Annotated in this window: 16 protein-coding genes; 4 read left to right on the forward strand and 12 right to left on the reverse strand. The window is 66.2% G+C overall.

Annotation, left to right across the window (positions count from 1 at the left end; genetic code table 11):
• The 3 genes from LK409_RS15520 to icd form a co-directional block, all read right to left on the reverse strand.
• The gene (locus tag LK409_RS15520; protein ID WP_010929079.1) at window positions 1-1251 is read right to left on the reverse strand and encodes an O-antigen ligase family protein; all 1251 of its coding nucleotides are present in this window, start codon (window positions 1249-1251) and stop codon (window positions 1-3) included.
• Between the two features lie 149 nt (window positions 1252-1400).
• Window positions 1401-2306, reverse strand: coding sequence for a glycosyltransferase family 9 protein (locus tag LK409_RS15525; RefSeq protein WP_010929080.1), 906 nt, complete (start codon window positions 2304-2306; stop codon window positions 1401-1403).
• Window positions 2307-2580: 274 nt separating this feature from the next.
• Window positions 2581-3837: an NADP-dependent isocitrate dehydrogenase gene (gene icd / locus LK409_RS15530; RefSeq protein WP_003821191.1), complete on the reverse strand. Its 1257-nt coding sequence runs from the start codon at window positions 3835-3837 to the stop codon at window positions 2581-2583.
• 202 nt (window positions 3838-4039) lie between these two features.
• Here icd and LK409_RS15535 point away from each other — a divergent pair, with 202 nt between their 5' ends.
• Window positions 4040-4465 carry a DUF1841 family protein gene (locus LK409_RS15535; RefSeq protein WP_010929081.1) on the forward strand — a complete coding sequence of 142 codons (426 nt, stop codon included), beginning with the start codon at window positions 4040-4042 and terminating at the stop codon, window positions 4463-4465.
• A gap of 50 nt (window positions 4466-4515) precedes the next feature.
• Here LK409_RS15535 and LK409_RS15540 read toward each other — a convergent pair whose 3' ends face one another.
• Both LK409_RS15540 and LK409_RS15545 read right to left on the reverse strand, forming a co-directional pair.
• Window positions 4516-4878 carry a c-type cytochrome gene (locus LK409_RS15540; RefSeq protein WP_003814063.1) on the reverse strand — a complete coding sequence of 121 codons (363 nt, stop codon included), beginning with the start codon at window positions 4876-4878 and terminating at the stop codon, window positions 4516-4518.
• Window positions 4879-4890: 12 nt separating this feature from the next.
• A complete protein-coding gene (locus tag LK409_RS15545) occupies window positions 4891-5244 on the reverse strand; it encodes a c-type cytochrome (protein WP_003814065.1) in 354 nt (117 codons plus the stop codon).
• A gap of 160 nt (window positions 5245-5404) precedes the next feature.
• Between LK409_RS15545 and LK409_RS15550 the strand changes: the two genes are divergently transcribed.
• Entirely contained in the window at window positions 5405-6292 is an 888-nt protein-coding gene (locus LK409_RS15550) for an AAA family ATPase (protein WP_010929082.1), read from the forward strand.
• A gap of 21 nt (window positions 6293-6313) precedes the next feature.
• Window positions 6314-7486, forward strand: coding sequence for a vWA domain-containing protein (locus tag LK409_RS15555; RefSeq protein WP_003821189.1), 1173 nt, complete (start codon window positions 6314-6316; stop codon window positions 7484-7486).
• 3 nt (window positions 7487-7489) lie between these two features.
• On the opposite strand, the gene LK409_RS15560 is transcribed toward LK409_RS15555, so the two are convergent.
• Both LK409_RS15560 and LK409_RS15565 read right to left on the reverse strand, forming a co-directional pair.
• Window positions 7490-8044: a GNAT family N-acetyltransferase gene (locus tag LK409_RS15560; protein WP_010929083.1), complete on the reverse strand. Its 555-nt coding sequence runs from the start codon at window positions 8042-8044 to the stop codon at window positions 7490-7492.
• 37 nt (window positions 8045-8081) lie between these two features.
• The gene (locus LK409_RS15565; RefSeq protein WP_003814072.1) at window positions 8082-8456 is read right to left on the reverse strand and encodes a hypothetical protein; all 375 of its coding nucleotides are present in this window, start codon (window positions 8454-8456) and stop codon (window positions 8082-8084) included.
• Between the two features lie 332 nt (window positions 8457-8788).
• Here LK409_RS15565 and LK409_RS15570 point away from each other — a divergent pair, with 332 nt between their 5' ends.
• Window positions 8789-11539 carry a M16 family metallopeptidase gene (locus tag LK409_RS15570; protein ID WP_003821187.1) on the forward strand — a complete coding sequence of 917 codons (2751 nt, stop codon included), beginning with the start codon at window positions 8789-8791 and terminating at the stop codon, window positions 11537-11539.
• 190 nt (window positions 11540-11729) lie between these two features.
• Here the strand turns inward: LK409_RS15570 and dnaJ are convergent, their stop codons facing one another.
• The 5 genes from dnaJ to LK409_RS15595 all read right to left on the reverse strand — a co-directional run bounded on the left by dnaJ (window position 11730) and on the right by LK409_RS15595 (window position 16306).
• Window positions 11730-12863 (reverse strand): molecular chaperone DnaJ, encoded by a 1134-nt coding sequence (gene dnaJ, locus LK409_RS15575; RefSeq protein WP_010929084.1) that lies wholly within the window; start codon window positions 12861-12863, stop codon window positions 11730-11732.
• A gap of 100 nt (window positions 12864-12963) precedes the next feature.
• Window positions 12964-14889 carry a molecular chaperone DnaK gene (gene dnaK / locus LK409_RS15580; RefSeq protein ID WP_010929085.1) on the reverse strand — a complete coding sequence of 642 codons (1926 nt, stop codon included), beginning with the start codon at window positions 14887-14889 and terminating at the stop codon, window positions 12964-12966.
• A 90-nt stretch (window positions 14890-14979) separates the two neighbouring features.
• Entirely contained in the window at window positions 14980-15360 is a 381-nt protein-coding gene (locus LK409_RS15585) for a thioredoxin family protein (RefSeq protein ID WP_003821185.1), read from the reverse strand.
• A 7-nt stretch (window positions 15361-15367) separates the two neighbouring features.
• On the reverse strand, window positions 15368-15922 hold the full coding sequence (gene grpE, locus LK409_RS15590) for a nucleotide exchange factor GrpE (RefSeq protein ID WP_003814083.1): 555 nt from the start codon (window positions 15920-15922) through the stop codon (window positions 15368-15370).
• 141 nt (window positions 15923-16063) lie between these two features.
• Window positions 16064-16306: a hypothetical protein gene (locus LK409_RS15595; RefSeq protein WP_003814085.1), complete on the reverse strand. Its 243-nt coding sequence runs from the start codon at window positions 16304-16306 to the stop codon at window positions 16064-16066.
• Between the last annotated feature and the right edge of the window lie 39 nt (window positions 16307-16345).

Below are 16345 nucleotides of genomic sequence, written 5' to 3' on the forward strand. Positions count from 1 at the left end.
CTAGGCTGCGCGCGGCGCGCGCGGCGCGGTCAGCGCCAGCAGCAGCACCAGCGTGGCACTGTAGATGGGCACGCTGCGCATGTTGCGGAACATCATCTCGGTCAGGCTGAAAGCGCAATAACCGAGGCAGAACAACAGGCCGATCTGCGCGCCCGTCCGTATGACGCGGTCGTCGCTGGCCATGCGGCGCAGGAACACCCAGGCCGGCGCGAGATACAGCGCCAGCATGCTCAGCAGGCCGAGCAGGCCGTAGCCGGCCATGGCCGCCATGAAGTCATTGTGGGGTTCGCCATACCCGCTGGCGACCTCCGGCGTGACCACGCCCCGGTCGCGCAGCTTGGCCAGCTCGGTACGGAAATTGCGCGGCCCCACCCCCAGCACCGGCGCCTCCTGGAAGATCATCCACGAGGCATGCCACAGCTGCAGGCGTATGCCCACGGAAGTATTGCGATCGTTCTGCACGGTATAGCGCTGTAGATCCGTCAGGATCTTGTGCATCCGGTTTCCCTGCGAGGACAGCATCGCCCCCACCAACACCGCCAGCGCCGCGACCAGCACCAGGCCCACGGTCAGTTTCCTGCGCAGGCTCCAGACACGGCGGGACATGAGGAACACCAGCCCGAAAACCGGCAGCAGCATCCAGCTGCTGCGCGTCTCCGATACATGGGCCGCATACACCGCGGCGCATGCCGCCCCCACCTTCAACAGCGCTTCCAGGCCGGGCCAGGGCGTCAGCCGCCAGCCCAGCGTCAACAGCGAGGCGAACCCGAAGAACAGCGTCAGATTGGCGAAGGCCACGGCGTTGTACTCGGCGCCGTAGAAGCTGACCTGCATGCGCCCGCCGTACCAGCCGACGATGACATAAAGCATGATCGCGCCGGCATAGGCGCTGAACAGCAGGCTCCACTGGATCTGTTGCAGCCATGGGCGCGGCACGCACAGCAGTACCCAGAACAGGGGAAGCGCCAGCGCGAACCGCAGCAGTTTCTCGAACTCGGAACCGCTCCAGATACCGAGATAGGCGTTGGTGACCAGCATCGACAGCAAGGGCACCGCCAGCACCGCGCCGGGCCAGGCCAGGTCGCGCCAGGACGGCTGTGCGCGGCCACGGCCGGCGTAGACCATGATTGCGAGCGACGCCAGTACGGCGAGCGTGTAGAACACGGCGACGCCCCCGCCTTTGCTGACCAGCGCCAGCGCAGGTATCAACAGGGCAAGAACGGCGAAGATTTTCAGTTGGACAACAGGCATGGCATCAAGAGCAGAAAAACAGGGGGCGCTTTCATATCGGGCACTGAGCGCCGCAGCAGTGTAGAAGCAAATACCGGACCGGCCTCAACCCGAAACGGAATCCCACATCCACCTGGGACCGTTGAGCGCGGCGCCAGTGCACCATCGCCTCAGATTTTTCCCCAAGGCACCCCCACGGGCTGCCGCCGGTCGTCCGCCTGCAACTTGTGGAATGCCGACATGACGCGGCGCGGCGAGAGCCACTCGCGCCACAGGCGATCGCGCCAGCGGCCTCCGGGAATCAGGGCCGGGTAGACGATGCGCGAGGTCGACCAGGCCGGCCGCCAGGCGCGCGTGCGGGTGGGCCTGCCGGTCAGCGACAGGGTGGGCACGCCCACGTTGGAAGCCAGGTGGCCGATGCCGGACTCGTTGCCGATGAACCAGCCCGAAGCATGGATGAAGCCCGCCACCTCGGACAGGGAGGGAAACTGGGGCAGATGCAGGCCATGGTCCAGCACCCAGCTCCACTCGGCCCGCTCGTGCGGCGCGACGATGTAGTTCGGCTCGTAGCCCTCGTGCAGCAGGCGCAGCCCCAGCTCCTTGAAATGGCGCGGCGCCCAGCACCGCTGGGCCCCCGTCGACGTGGGATGCAGCGCCACCCGGCGCGGATGGCTGCGGTGCGGCTGCACCTGCGGCGGCGGCCGCAAGCCGTTATCGGCGCCGGCCTGCGCCAGCCCCAGTTGCTCGCGACAGAAATCGCGGATCTGGAACAGCTTCACGAAGCCGCGCCCGGTAATCACCACATGCGCGTCGTAATAGAAATAGTTCGGCTGGTGCGCATGCAGCGCGTAGGGCCAGCCCACGTGCATCTGGGCCGCGCAATCGTAGCCGGGCAGCACCTGGCCGGCCTGCTCCTCGGACAGCGATGGGCGGATATCCAGGCCCGGGAACCAGTCGCGCAAGCCGTGGATATAGTCGCCGAAGATGCTGACTTCGCGGCCGTGCGCGGCCAGGTTGCGGGCCATGTTCATCATCAGCAGCGTGTCGCCCAGCCGTGGCGCCATCAGCAGCGCCACACGGCGCGCGCCGGCCAGGCCGCGCAGCGCGGCCGCCTTGTCGTAGGGGGGGCATATCGGAAGCAGGTTTAGCCATGTTCTCTATCGTCCGAGCCAACGTCCCCCGGATAAAATTTGAAACGCAAAACTGGAAATTTTACAACGAAACGTTACATACCTATGAGCCTGGCAGGGTCATGCCGGCCACGGATGGCCGTTGCCCATTCGGCAAAAAACCCGCTACCCCCATAGGGGCGCGGGTTTCTCGGCTGATGCGGCTGAAGCCTTACAGCAATTACATATTGTCGATCATGACCTGACCGAAGCCCGAGCACGACACCTGGGTGGCGCCTTCGAGCAGACGGGCGAAGTCATAGGTGACCTTCTTGGACAGGATGGATTTCTCCATGCTGGCGATGATCAGGTCGGCGGCCTCGGTCCAGCCCATGTGGCGCAGCATCATTTCGGCCGACAGGATTTCGGAACCGGGGTTCACGTAGTCCTTGCCCGCGTACTTCGGCGCGGTGCCGTGGGTGGCTTCGAACATGGCCACGGAGTCCGACAGGTTGGCGCCCGGGGCAATGCCGATGCCGCCCACTTGCGCGGCCAGCGCGTCGGAGATGTAGTCGCCGTTCAGGTTCAGCGTGGCGATCACGTCGTATTCGGCCGGACGCAGCAGGATCTGCTGCAGGAAGGCGTCGGCGATCGAATCCTTGACGATGATCTCGCGACCCGTCTTGGGATTCTTGAACTTGCACCACGGGCCGCCGTCGATCGGCTGCGCGCCGAACTCGTTCTGGGCCAGGGCGTAGCCCCAGTCGCGGAAGCCGCCTTCCGTGAACTTCATGATGTTGCCCTTGTGGACCAGGGTCACCGAGGCGCGGTCATTGTCGATGGCGTACTGCAGCGCCTTGCGCACCAGGCGCTCGGTGCCTTCGCGCGAAACCGGCTTGATGCCGATCGACGAGGTGTTCGGGAAGCGGATCTTGGTCGCGCCCAGCTTGGTCTGCAGGTACTGGATCAGGTCCTTGGCCTGCTCGGACTCGGCCATGTACTCGATGCCCGCGTAGATGTCTTCCGAGTTCTCGCGGAAGATGACCATGTCGGTCTTCTCGGGCTCGCGCACCGGCGAGGGCACGCCCTTGAAATAGCGCACCGGGCGCAGGCAGACATACAGGTCCAGCTGCTGGCGCAGCGCCACGTTCAGCGAACGGATGCCGCCGCCGACCGGCGTGGTCAGCGGACCCTTGATCGACACCACGTAGTCCTTGACGGCGTCGAGGGTTTCCTCGGGCAGCCAGACGTCCGGGCCGTAGACCTTGGTGGCCTTCTCGCCGGCGTAGACTTCCATCCAGTGGATCTTGCGCTTGCCCGCATAGGCCTTCTGCACGGCCGCGTCGACGACCTTGATCATCACCGGCGTGATGTCGGCGCCCGTACCGTCACCCTCGATGACCGGAATGATGACCTGATCGGGCACATTCAGCGAGTAATCGGCGTTGACCGTGATTTTTTGGCCCCCAGTGGGAACCTTGATATGTTGATAGGACATGAATGCTCCAGTTGCTCCGGGTGGTTTTTACCGCTCGCCTGACCGTGTTTCTGCCGGAGATGCACGTTTGTAACCACGCAAAGCAACCCGGGCCGGATGGCGGACAACCTCCAATTCTATATCGCATTGGCCCGGCGCGCCCGGCAGGGGGTCCGGCAGGCGGTAAAATGGCCTATCCTTCCCGCCTGTCTTTGAAGCGCCGATGTTCAATCCTTCCCGCGACCAGGTTCGCGAATTCTTTATCGAAACCTGGCGCAAGCACCGCGCCACCGAGGTCCTGACCCCGCTCGAATCCATGGCGCTGGACTGGATCCTCGAACATCCCGAGTACCACGGCGACCTCGAAAGCCCCGAGGCCATGACCGCCGAGTACCCGGTCGAACACGGCCGCACCAACCCGTTCCTGCACCTGTCCATGCACCTGGCGATCGCCGAGCAGTTGTCGATCGACCATCCGCGCGACATCCGCGCGGCGTACCAGCGCCTGGTCGGCCGCGGCGACGCGCACCAGGCCGCCCATGAAATCATGGAATGCCTGGGCCAGGTGGTATGGGAGGCTCAACGCCTGGGTACGCCGCTCGACAGCGATGCCTACATCGAGCTGATCCGCCAGCGCGCCGAGCGCTAGAAAAGGAAAAGCCCCCGGATCGGGGGCTTGCCCGGCGCCGCCGGCACCGCTTACTGGCGCACGCCCAGGTCGCTGGGCTGCGCCGCCAGCCAGGCCGCGACGTTGCGGATGTCCTGGTCCGACAGCTGCGCCGCGAAGGCGCCCATGATCGGGTTCTTGCGCACGTTGGCCGTGGCCGCGCTGCCCGCGGCGCCACGCTTGTAGGCCTTGAGCGCATGCGCCAGGTAATCGGCATGCTGGCCGGCCAGCACCGGATACTCCGGCTGGACGCTGGTCTTGGCGTCGGCGCCGTGGCAGGACGCGCAATTGAACTTGTCGAACACGGCCTTGCCGGCCACCACATCCTGGGCCTGCGCCGAGACGCCGGCGGTCGCCAGAACTATGCCCGCAAGGGCAAACGTAAAGCGTTTCATGGTCTGCCCCGATTACTTGAGAGATGAGTAGTAGGCCGCCAGGTCGGCGATGTCCTGGTCGGACAGGCTGCCGGCCACCGCGTCCATCGTCGGATGGCTGCGCGCGCCCTTCCTGTACTCATTGAGCGCCGCTTCGATGTACTTGGCATTCTGGCCAGCAATCATCGGAACGTGATAAAGCTCGGGGAACGAGGCCTTGTAGCCCGGGATGCCGTGGCAGCCTATGCACATCGACACCTTGTCACGGGCGTTCTGCGCGTTGCCGACCGGCGCCGCGTCGGCCGCGGCCGCCGGACCGGCGATCGCACAGGACGCCAATACTGCCAGCACGGAAACCGTGCGCGTCATCGAAATTCGCAACTTCATAATGGCTCTTGTATGGCTGAATACGAAAGGAGAACTTCTTCTTCAAGACACCGGGTAAAAATCCCTAGCCGGTCGCAAAACCCTGCGATTGTACGATAATTGCCGCAAGACCATTCCTTATCATGCCTCGGCGCTGTCGCGCCTCATTGACTGCCACTCCATGCCCACGTCCGCGTCCTCCTCTTCCGCCCCCGCCCAACCGGCCCGTTTCGAAGGCACCGACCGCTACGTCGCCACCGACGACCTGAAGCTGGCCGTCAACGCCGCGCTGACGCTGCAGCGCCCCCTCTTGATCAAGGGCGAACCCGGCACGGGCAAGACGATACTGGCCGAGGAAGTGGCGCGCGCGCTGGATCGCCCGCTGCTGCAATGGCACATCAAGTCCACCACCAAGGCGCACCAGGGCCTGTACGAATACGACGCGGTCTCGCGCCTGCGCGATTCGCAGCTGGGCGACGAGAAGGTCCGCGACATCCGCAACTACATCGTGCAGGGCACGCTGTGGCAGGCCTTCGAGGCGCCCGAACCGGTCGTCCTGCTGATCGACGAGATCGACAAGGCCGACATCGAATTCCCCAATGACCTGCTGCGCGAGCTCGACCGCATGGAATTCCATGTCTACGAGACGCGCCAGACCGTGCAGGCGCGGCACCGCCCGCTGGTCATCATCACCTCCAACAACGAGAAAGACCTGCCCGACGCCTTTCTGCGGCGCTGCTTTTTCCACTACATCCGCTTTCCGGACCGCGACACCATGCGCGATATCGTCGGCGTGCACTACCCCGACATCCGCCAGGACGTGCTGCGCGCCGCGCTCGATACCTTCTTCGCGCTGCGCGAAGCGCCGGGCCTGAAGAAAAAGCCGTCGACCTCCGAGCTGCTGGACTGGCTGCGCCTGCTGCTGGCCGAGGCGATCCCGGCCGCCGAGATCGACGCCCACGCGGCCACCGCCGTGCCGGTGCTGGCCGGGGCACTGCTCAAGAACGAGCAGGACGTGCATCTGCTGGAGCGCCTGGGCGCCATGGCGCGCGGCGCCCAGCGCCGCTGACGCCACGCCAGGCCCTGCCCCATGCTGATCGATTTCTTCTATCATCTGCGCGCCCACAAGCTGCCGGTGTCGGTGCAGGAGTACCTGACCCTGCTCGAGGCGCTGCGCCAGCGCCTGATGGCGCCCACGCTCGACGATTTCTACTTCCTGGCGCGCACCGCCCTGGTCAAGGACGAAAGCCTCTACGACCGCTATGACGCCGCGTTCGGCGCCTACTATCGCGGCATCGCCGCCGCCCTGCCCGCCGACCGCGACATCCCGCTGGACTGGCTGATCAAGGAATTCGAGAAAACCCTCACGCCCGAGGAAAAGGCCGCCATCGAAGCGCACGGCTGGGACAAGCTGATGGAATTGTTCAAGCAACGCCTCGAGGAACAGCAGGAAAGGCACGCGGGCGGCAGCAAGTGGATCGGCACCGGCGGCACCTCGCCGTTCGGCAACGGCGGCTATCACCCGGAAGGCATCCGCGTCGGCGGCGATTCGGCCGGCAACCGCACCGCGGTCAAGGTGTGGGACATGCGCCAGTTCCGCGACTACGACGACCAGCTCGAACTGGGCACGCGCAACTTCAAGGTCGCGCTGCGGCGCCTGCGCCGTTTCGCGCGCCAGGGCGCCGACCTGGAACTGGACCTGGACGACACCATCGCCAGCACGGCGCGCAACGCCGGCCACCTCGACCTGCGGCTGGTGCCCGAGCGCCGCAATACCGTCAAGGTGCTGATGCTGCTGGACGTGGGCGGCAGCATGGACGACCACATCGCGCGCGTGGAGGAACTGTTTTCGGCCGCGCGCAGCGAGTTCCGCCACCTCGACGTCTATTACTTCCACAACTGCCCGTACGAAAACCTCTGGCAGAACAACCGCCGGCGCCAGAACGAGCGCTTCGACACCTGGGACGTCCTGCGCAAGTACAACGCCGACTGGCGCCTGATCATCGTCGGCGACGCCACCATGAGCCCGTACGAAATCCTGCAGCCCGGGGGCTCGGTCGAGCACTACAACAAGGAGGCCGGCGCGGTCTGGCTGCGCCGGCTGCTCGACGCCTGGCCCAAGGCCGCCTGGCTCAACCCCGAGCCCACCGCGTCCTGGCGCTATCGGCAGTCGATCGCCCTGCTGCGCGACATCATGCAGGACCGCATGTACCCGGTCACCGTGGCGGGCCTGGAACAGGCCATGCGCCAGCTGTCCAAATAGCGCTCAGCCGTCGACCGGCCGCAGGGGCGTGTCGAGCGTCAGCTGATAGAACGCCAGGTCGAGCCAGCGCCCGAACTTGAATCCGGCCTGCGTGATCGTGCCGGCGTGCACGAACCCCAGCTTGCGGTGCAGCGCGACGCTGCCGGCGTTGGTGGCGTCGATCCCGCCCACCAGCACGTGTACCTGCTGCAGGCGGGCCCGCTCGATCAGCGCGCGCAGCAAGGCTTCGCCCAGCCCGCGGCCGCGATAGCGGCGGTCCACGTACACCGAGTGCTCGACCGAGTACTTGTACGCCGGCCAGGCGCGAAACGTGCCGTAGCTGGCGAACCCCATCAGCACGCCCGCCGCGTCCTCGAAGCCCACCACCGGGAAGCCGCCCTGGCGCTTGGCCAGGAACCAGGCCTCCATCGAAGCCAGCGCGCGCGGCTGATAGTCGTACAGCGCCGTCGACGTCAGGATGGCGTCGTTGAAGATATCCAGGATGGCCGCCGCGTGGCGGTCATGCGTGCAGTCGACCAGCGTGGCGCCGGTCGGGGCGGGGGAAGGCGTGGCGTTCATGCCGGCATTGTAGCCAGCCGAGCGCCCCGCCCGCCGCTCAGGCCACGCGGCTTTGCGCCTGCCGCGTCGCCGCCAGGGCCACGGCTCCCGGACAGCGGCGCCAGGCGATTTCATCGCCGTCCATGTCCAGGTCGAACAGATCATTGACGGCGGGCCAGGGGTGGCCATGCTCCTGCGCGCCCTCCATCTCAAGCACGTGCCCGGCGAATCCGCACGGCACGCCAGCGCACTCCGCGAAGTAGCGCTGTGCATCGACATCCACCACATAAGTAGTCAGGTCATGGCCCAGGATGGCCACAAAACGGCCGTCATCGCTGGCATAAGCGTAGCGAAAGCGCCCTTTGATGACGTCGCCCGACAGGGAATTGCCGAGCAACTGGGACAGGGCGCGCGTGACGATATCGGTCAGCATGAATCGATCCTCCGGAGTGAGCGCCGGCGTCGGGCCGGCTGCGAAGGCGCGAGCAAACAAGCGCCGGCACAGCGCACGGAAGGCGGAGTGGGGGCGAAGGACGGGAAGCCAGGAAAGGCTGTCGCGCATCCCGTCAGACTAGGGGAAACCATATCGGAAATTTAGCTTACACCCGTGCCAGCCCTGTCTTCAAATCACTCCCCCGTCCCCATAATCCATGCCGTGCCGCAGCATGGCGGCGCGGCCAGCCGGCTCCGTGCGCGTCCCGGCCCGGGTGAACCAATCGAAACGTATACACTCCAACGGATTCCGCTAGTTTCGAGGTCATCCCCATGCGCCTGCCGCTTCTGTCGCGCCGCCTGAATGCATTGTTAGTGTCGTCGTTCCTGGCTTTCCAGGCCGGCGCCGCGTCGCTCCCCGCGGGCGTCTCGGAAGTGTCCTCGATCGAGGGCATTACCGAATACCGCCTGGCCAACGGCCTGCGCGTGCTGCTGGCGCCCGACGCGTCCAAGCCCACCACCACGGTCAACATGACGTACCTGGTGGGATCGCGCAACGAGAACTACGGCCAGACCGGCATGGCCCACCTGCTCGAGCACATGCTGTTCAAGGGCACGCCCGCCATCCGCAACGCGCTGGGCGAGTTCTCGCGCCGCGGCCTGCAGGCCAATGGCTCCACCTCGTCGGATCGCACCAATTACTTCGCCAGCTTCGCGGCCAATCCCGAAACCCTCAAGTGGTACCTGGGCTGGCAGGCCGACGCCATGGTCAACTCGCTGATCGCCAAGGAAGACCTCGACTCCGAGATGACCGTGGTCCGCAACGAGATGGAAAGCGGCGAGAACAACCCGTTCCGCGTGCTCATGCAGAAGATGCAGGCCGCCGCCTACCAGTGGCACAACTACGGCAAGAGCACCATCGGCGCGCGCAGCGACGTCGAGAACGTGGACATCGCGCAATTGCGCGCCTTCTACCACGAGTATTACCAGCCCGACAACGCCGTGCTGATCGTCGCGGGCAAGTTCGATCCGCAGACGGCCCTGGCCGATATCCAGTCCTCGCTGGGCAAGCTGCCCAAGCCCAAGCGCACCCTGCCGCCCGAATACACCGTGGAGCCGGTCCAGGACGGCGAGCGCTCGGTGACGCTGCGCCGCGCCGGCGGCACCCCGCTGGTGGCCGCCATGTACCACCTGCCCGCCGCCGGCAGCCCCGATTTCGTCGGGCTGGACCTGGCCGCCACCATCCTGGCCGACACGCCGTCGGGCCGCCTGTACCACGCGCTGGTCCCCACCAAGCTGGCGTCGGGCGTATTCGGCTTCACCATGGACCAGCTCGACCCCGGCCTGGCCATGTTCGGCGCCCAGCTGCAACCCGGCATGGACCAGGACAAGGCGCTGCAGACCCTGACCGCCACGCTCGAATCCCTGTCCAGCAAACCGTTCAGCCAGGAAGAACTGGAGCGCGCCCGCAGCAAGTGGCTGACCGCCTGGCAGCAGACCTATGCCGATCCGGAGAAGGTCGGCGTGGCCCTGTCGGAAGCCATCGCCTCGGGCGACTGGCGCCTGTTCTTCCTGCAGCGCGACCGCGTGCGCGACGCCAAGCTGGACGACGTGCAGCGCGCCGCCGTGGCCTACCTGGTGCGCAGCAATCGCACCGAAGGCCGCTACATTCCCACCGAAAAGCCGCAGCGCGCGCCGCTGGCGCAGCGCGCCGACCTGGCGGCCGTCTTCAAGGACTACAAGGGCGACCCGAACTTCAAGGCCGTCGAGGCCTTCGATCCGTCGCCAGCCAATATCGACAAGCGCACCCTGCGGCGCACGCTCGACCTGCCCAATGGCCAGGTCGAACTGGCCTTGCTGCCCAAGGCCACGCGCGGCGACCGCGTGCAGGCCGAACTGCTGATCCAGTTCGGCGACGCCGAAGCGCTGCGCGGCCAGCGCGTGCCGCTGGCCGCCGCGGCCGCCCTGCTCGACCGCGGCACCGACAAGCTGTCGCGCCAGGCCATCCAGGACCGCCTGGACCAGCTGCAGGCCGAAGCCGCCATCAATGGCAGCGGCACCAACCTGGTGGTCAATATCTCCACGCTCGGCAAGAACCTGCCCGACGTGATGGCGCTGGTGCTGGATGTGGTGCGCAACGCCAGCTTCCCGCAGGACCAGGTCGAGGAATACAAGCGCCAGGCCATCACCATGGTGCAGGACGCGATGACCGACCCGACCGCGCTGGCCTCGCGCGCCCTGGCACGCCACAACAATCCGTGGCCGGCCGACGACGTGCGCTACGTGCCCACCTTCGACGAAGCCCTGGAGCAGCTGCGCAGCCTGTCGCGCGATGACCTGGCCGCGGTCAGCGGCAAGCTGTACGGCGCCGGCCGGATCAAGTTCTCGGCCGTGGGCGAGTTCGATCCCGCCGCGGTCGAGGCCGTCCTGCGCAAGGGCCTGGACGGCTGGCGCAGCGCGCCCGCCTATACCCGCCTGCCGGACCCCTACCGCGCCGTGCCCGCGCAGCAATTCGACATCGCCACGCCCGACAAGGCCAACGCCTTCTACATCTCGCGCATGCCGCTGCAGCTGCAGGACACCAACGCCGACTACCCAGCCCTGTACCTGGCCAACTTCCTGCTCGGCACCTCGGAAACCTCGCGCCTGTGGCACCGCGTGCGCGAAACCGAAGGCCTGTCGTACAACGTGCGCAGCAACCTGTCGGTGTCGTCGTACGAGCCGTCGGCGAACTGGACGATCTACGCCATCTACGCGCCGCAGAACCGGGCGCGGCTGGAAAAGGCCATCTCGGAAGAGCTGGCCCGCGCCCTCAAGGACGGCTTCACGGACCAGGAAGTCCGCGACGGCGTCGTGGCGCTGCTGAACTACCGCAACCTGGCGCGCGCCCAGGATGACGTGCTGGCCGATACCTGGGTGAACTACATGCAGACCGGCCGCAGCTTCCAGTGGTCGGCCGACATGGACCGCAAACTCGAGGCGCTCACGCCCGACCAGGTCAACGCCGCGCTGCGCAAGTATCTCAAGCCCGACGCCTTCAGCACCGCCGTGGCGGGGGATTTCACCAAGAAATCCGCCCCTTGAGCGGCCCGCATGGCGCCCGTCCCGCAAGGCACGGGCGCCACGCAAAAGAAACGCCGGCTTGATGCCGGCGTTTTGCTTGCGCACTCAACACAGAGAAGTGCCTGTCCCCGCCGGGACAGGCACCCGTCGTGCGCCATGAGCGCCACTGCCAAGACGGCGTCTGTCCCCGCCGGGACAGGCGCCGCATGCGTCAGCTGAAGAACTCCTTGACGCGGTCGGTCCAGGATTTGCTCTGCGGCGAATGGCGGTCGCCGCCGTCGTTGAGCGAAGCCTCGAACTGGCGCAGGATGGCCTTCTGCTCGTCGCTCAGGCGCACCGGCGTCTCGACCACCACGTGGCAGTAGAGGTCGCCCGGATAGCTGCCGCGCACCCCGCGGATGCCCTTGGCGCGCAGGCGGAAGGTCTTGCCCGACTGCGTGCCTTCCGGAATCGAGATCTCGGCCTTGCCGCCCAGGGTCGGCACCTGCAGCTCGCCGCCCAGCGCCGCCGTGGTGAACGGGATGGTCAGCTCGCAGTGCAGATCGTCGCCATCGCGCTGGAAGATCTTGTGCTGCTTGATATGGATCTCGACATACAGGTCGCCCGGCGGGCCGCCGTTGATGCCGGGCTCGCCGTTGCCGCTGGAGCGGATGCGCATGCCGTCGTCGATGCCGGCCGGGATCTTGACCTGCAGCGTCTTGTTGCGACGCGTACGGCCCACGCCGTCGCACGACGGGCAGGGGTCGGTGATTTCCTTGCCGGTGCCGTGGCAGGTCGGGCAGGTCTGCTGGACGCTGAAAAAGCCCTGCTGCATGCGCACCGCGCCCGAACCGCCGCAAGTCCGGCAAGTCTTGGGCGAGGTGCCGGCCTTGGCGCCGCTGCCGTGGCAGGTATCGCAGTTTTCCCAGCTGGGAACGCGGATCTCGGTGTCAAAGCCACTGGCGGCCTGCTCCAGCGTGATTTCCAGCGCGTACTTCAGGTCGGCGCCGCGATACACCTGCGGCCCGCCGCCCCCGCGCCGACCCGCGCCGAAGATCTCGCCAAAGATATCGCCGAAAGCATCGGCGAAGCCGCCGCCCATGCCGCCGCCCATGCCGCCGCCCATGCCGGCGGCGTTCGGGTCGACCCCGGCATGGCCATAGCGGTCGTAGGCGGCGCGCTTCTGCTCGTCACCCAGGACCTCGTAGGCCTCCTTGGCTTCCTTGAATTTTTCCTCGGCTTCCTTGCTGTCCGGGTTGCGGTCCGGGTGGTACTTCATGGCCAGCTTGCGATAGGCCTTCTTCAGGTCTTCGTCGCTGGCATTCTTCGCCACACCCAGTACTTCGTAGTAATCGCGTTTTGCCATGGTGGGAGGGCCCGTCGCCGGGCCATGTTCTGAATCATCAACGCGCGCGCCCGGTAGCTGGAATCAGCTACCGGGCGTATCGCACGTCATCGTTCGGCCATTACTGGTCGCGCTTGACTTCCTTGAAGTCGGCGTCGACCACATTGTCGTCCACCGGCTTGGCGTTGTCGGCCGCCTGCTGCTGCTGGGCCTGCTGCTGCGCCTGCATGTCGGCGTACATCTTTTCGCCCAGCTTCTGCGAGGCCGTCGACAAGGCTTCCACCTTGGCGTCGATCTCGGCCTTGTCGCCCGTCTTGAGGATGTCCTCGAGGTCCTTGATGGCAGCCTCGATCGACTCCTTCTCGGCGGCTTCCAGCTTCTCGCCGTACTCCGTGAGCGACTTGCGGGTGGCATGCACCAGCGCGTCGGCCTGGTTGCGGGCCTGCGCCAGCTCGGCCAACCGGTGATCTTCCTCGGCGTTGGCCTCGGCATCCTTGACCATGCGCTGGATCTCGTCTTCCGACAGACCCGAGTTGGCCTTGATGGTGATCTTGTTTTCCTTGCCGGTGCCCTTGTCCTTGGCCGAGACGTGCAGAATGCCGTTGGCGTCGATGTCGAACGTGACCTCGATCTGCGGCAGGCCGCGCGGCGCCGGCGGGATGCCTTCCAGGTTGAACTCGCCCAGGCCCTTGTTGCCGGCCGCGATTTCGCGCTCGCCCTGGAACACCTTGATCGTCACCGCCGGCTGGTTGTCGTCGGCGGTCGAGAACGTCTGCGAGTAGCGCGTCGGGATCGTGGTGTTCTTCTGGATCATCTTGGTCATCACGCCGCCCAGGGTCTCGATGCCCAGCGACAGCGGCGTCACGTCCAGCAGCAGCACGTCCTTGCGCTCGCCCGACAGCACGGAACCCTGGATCGCGGCGCCGGCGGCAACCGCCTCATCGGGGTTGACGTCCTTGCGCGGCTCGCGGCCGAAGAATTCCTTGACCTTGTCCTGCACCTTGGGCATGCGGGTCATGCCGCCGACCAGGATCACGTCGTCGATGTCGGAAACCTTGACGCCGGCATCCTTGATGGCCACGCGGCACGGCTCGATGGTGCGCTCGATCAGCTCCTCGACCAGCGCTTCCAGCTTGGCGCGCGTGATCTTGAGGTTCAGGTGCTTGGGACCGGAGGCATCGGCCGTGATGTACGGCAGGTTGATCTCGGTCTGCTGGCTCGACGACAGCTCGATCTTGGCCTTTTCGGCGGCCTCTTTCAGGCGCTGCAGGGCCAGCACGTCCTTGGACAGGTCGACGCCCTGTTCCTTCTTGAACTCGGAGATGATGTAGTCGATGATGCGCTGGTCGAAGTCCTCGCCGCCCAGGAAGGTATCGCCGTTGGTCGACAGCACCTCGAACTGCATTTCGCCGTCCACGTCGGCGATCTCGATGATCGAGACGTCGAACGTACCGCCGCCCAGGTCATAGACGACGATCTTGCGATCGCCCTTCTCGGTCTTGTCCAGGCCGAAGGCCAGCGCGGCCGCGGTCGGCTCGTTGATGATGCGCTTGACTTCCAGGCCGGCGATGCGGCCGGCGTCCTTGGTGGCCTGGCGCTGACTGTCGTTGAAGTACGCCGGCACCGTGATCACGGCCTCGGTGACTTCCTCGCCCAGGTAGTCCTCGGCGGTCTTCTTCATCTTGCGCAGCACTTCGGCCGACACCTGGGGCGGCGCCAGCTTCTTGCCGTGCACTTCGACCCACGCGTCGCCGTTGTCGGCCTTGACGATCGAGTACGGCATCAGGTCGATGTCCTTCTGGACCGCCTTCTCGTCGAACTTGCGGCCGATCAGGCGCTTGACCGCGTACAGGGTGTTCTTGGGGTTGGTGACCGCCTGGCGCTTGGCCGGCGCGCCGACCAGCGTCTCGCCATCGTCCATGTAGGCGACGATGGAGGGGGTGGTACGGGCGCCTTCGGCGTTCTCGATGATCTTGACCTGACCGCCGTCCAGGACAGCCACGCAGCTGTTGGTCGTACCCAGGTCGATGCCAATGATTTTGCTCATGGTGGGAAATACCTTGCTATGAATTGAATACGGTAGGAATCAGGGTTTGAAACTCAGTCCCCCAGTAACTGGGGTTGGCCACAGGGTTTTTCAAGTCCCGTCCCGCAACCGCTGCATCGCGGCGCTGAACTGGGGCAATCCGGGCCAGCCGGTCACCCGGCCCAGCCGCTTGCCACTGCGGTACAGCACGAAAGTCGGCACGCCATGCAGCGAGAACCGCCGCCCCAGCGCCTCGTCGGCGTAGACGTCGGCCTCGAACCAGCTCAGCTCCAGCGCCAGGAGCGCCTGCCGCTGGAGCAAGGCGGTCTGCTTGAAAATGCCACAGTTGTAACAATCCTGGCCCCACAGGAACACGCAGCGCAGGTCGTCGCCCGGCGCCTGCACCACTTGCTCGTCGAAGCTGGCGCTGTCGACGCGGCGCATGCCGAAGACCTGGAAGACCTCGGCGGGATCGAATGGGGCGGCGGCCATGCCTGCTTCAGCCCTGGCCGGCGGACACCACGACCAGCGCGGGACGCAGCGTGCGGTCGGCGATGACGTAGCCCTTCTGCAGCAGTTGCAGCACGGTATTGGCGGGCTGGTCGGCCGGCACCGAGGAAATCGCCTGGTGCAGGTGCGGGTCGAACTTGTCGCCCTGGGCAGGCGCGATTTCCTTGAGCAGATTGCGCTCGAAGGCGGCGGTCAGCTGCTTGAGCGTGACTTCCACGCCTTCGCGCCAGGCCTGCGCCGCCTGGTCGGGCTGGGCCAGGGCGGCCTCGAGGCTGTCCTTGACCGGAACCAGGCTCTCGGCGAACGATTCGATGCCGAACTTGCGGGCCTTGGCGACGTCTTCCTGGGCGCGGCGGCGCACATTCTCGGCTTCGGCCGCGGCGCGCAGCACCTGCTCCTGCTGAGCCTTGACGGTGGCCTGGGCTGCCTCGAGCTCGGCGCGCAGGGCCGCCAGCTCGGCCGACAAATCGTCCTCGAGACCGGGCGTCGCGGCGTTTTCGCCGCTTTCAGGGGTCGAATCGACCGGCTCTTGGGGTGCCGTCATGGGAGTCCTCCAGAATATAAATTGGCTTCAAGCGCCAACGATGGGGGCGAATGCCCCCATTTCAAGTCCGGTTTTCCAGGAAAAAAAGCCCGGCTCCCATGACGCCGCCGGACGGCGCGTCGCCGCCCGGATGTTGCGGCCCTATTTTTTCCCGGGCTGGGCCGGCGCGGGCGGGTCGCTGGCGGGGAAGGTGTCCTCCAGCGCCTCGTCGACCTTGTCGTCGGGCTCGTCCCGCTCGTCCTCGGAGGTGATGGCGATCGGGTCGCTGGCGGGGAAGGTCTCCAGCAGCGCCTCGTCGAGTTCGCGCTCGAGCTGGTCTTCTTCCAGGTTGGCATGCCCGGGCGGACCCGAGGTGCCGATGGTGGGCTTGCGAGGAGGATTCATGGTCGTCTCCCTGAAAATGCTGCACATTCGCGGAATGGA

Source organism: Bordetella parapertussis (assembly GCF_020735925.1).
Lineage (GTDB): Bacteria > Pseudomonadota > Gammaproteobacteria > Burkholderiales > Burkholderiaceae_B > Bordetella > Bordetella pertussis.

What these genes read in the sequence shown, in the direction of transcription:
- LK409_RS15550 (WP_010929082.1), top strand. Translation starts at nt 5,405, where the DNA reads ATGCCCACGTCCGCGTCCTCCTCTTCCGCCCCCGCCCAACCGGCCCGT.
- LK409_RS15565 (WP_003814072.1), bottom strand. Translation starts at nt 8,456, where the DNA reads ATGCTGACCGATATCGTCACGCGCGCCCTGTCCCAGTTGCTCGGCAAT.
- LK409_RS15595 (WP_003814085.1), bottom strand. Translation starts at nt 16,306, where the DNA reads ATGAATCCTCCTCGCAAGCCCACCATCGGCACCTCGGGTCCGCCCGGG.
- LK409_RS15555 (WP_003821189.1), top strand. Translation starts at nt 6,314, where the DNA reads ATGCTGATCGATTTCTTCTATCATCTGCGCGCCCACAAGCTGCCGGTG.
- LK409_RS15535 (WP_010929081.1), top strand. Translation starts at nt 4,040, where the DNA reads ATGTTCAATCCTTCCCGCGACCAGGTTCGCGAATTCTTTATCGAAACC.
- dnaK (WP_010929085.1), bottom strand. Translation starts at nt 14,889, where the DNA reads ATGAGCAAAATCATTGGCATCGACCTGGGTACGACCAACAGCTGCGTG.
- grpE (WP_003814083.1), bottom strand. Translation starts at nt 15,922, where the DNA reads ATGACGGCACCCCAAGAGCCGGTCGATTCGACCCCTGAAAGCGGCGAA.
- icd (WP_003821191.1), bottom strand. Translation starts at nt 3,837, where the DNA reads ATGTCCTATCAACATATCAAGGTTCCCACTGGGGGCCAAAAAATCACG.
- LK409_RS15570 (WP_003821187.1), top strand. Translation starts at nt 8,789, where the DNA reads ATGCGCCTGCCGCTTCTGTCGCGCCGCCTGAATGCATTGTTAGTGTCG.
- dnaJ (WP_010929084.1), bottom strand. Translation starts at nt 12,863, where the DNA reads ATGGCAAAACGCGATTACTACGAAGTACTGGGTGTGGCGAAGAATGCC.
- LK409_RS15585 (WP_003821185.1), bottom strand. Translation starts at nt 15,360, where the DNA reads ATGGCCGCCGCCCCATTCGATCCCGCCGAGGTCTTCCAGGTCTTCGGC.
- LK409_RS15520 (WP_010929079.1), bottom strand. Translation starts at nt 1,251, where the DNA reads ATGCCTGTTGTCCAACTGAAAATCTTCGCCGTTCTTGCCCTGTTGATA.
- LK409_RS15540 (WP_003814063.1), bottom strand. Translation starts at nt 4,878, where the DNA reads ATGAAACGCTTTACGTTTGCCCTTGCGGGCATAGTTCTGGCGACCGCC.
- LK409_RS15545 (WP_003814065.1), bottom strand. Translation starts at nt 5,244, where the DNA reads ATGAAGTTGCGAATTTCGATGACGCGCACGGTTTCCGTGCTGGCAGTA.
- LK409_RS15560 (WP_010929083.1), bottom strand. Translation starts at nt 8,044, where the DNA reads ATGAACGCCACGCCTTCCCCCGCCCCGACCGGCGCCACGCTGGTCGAC.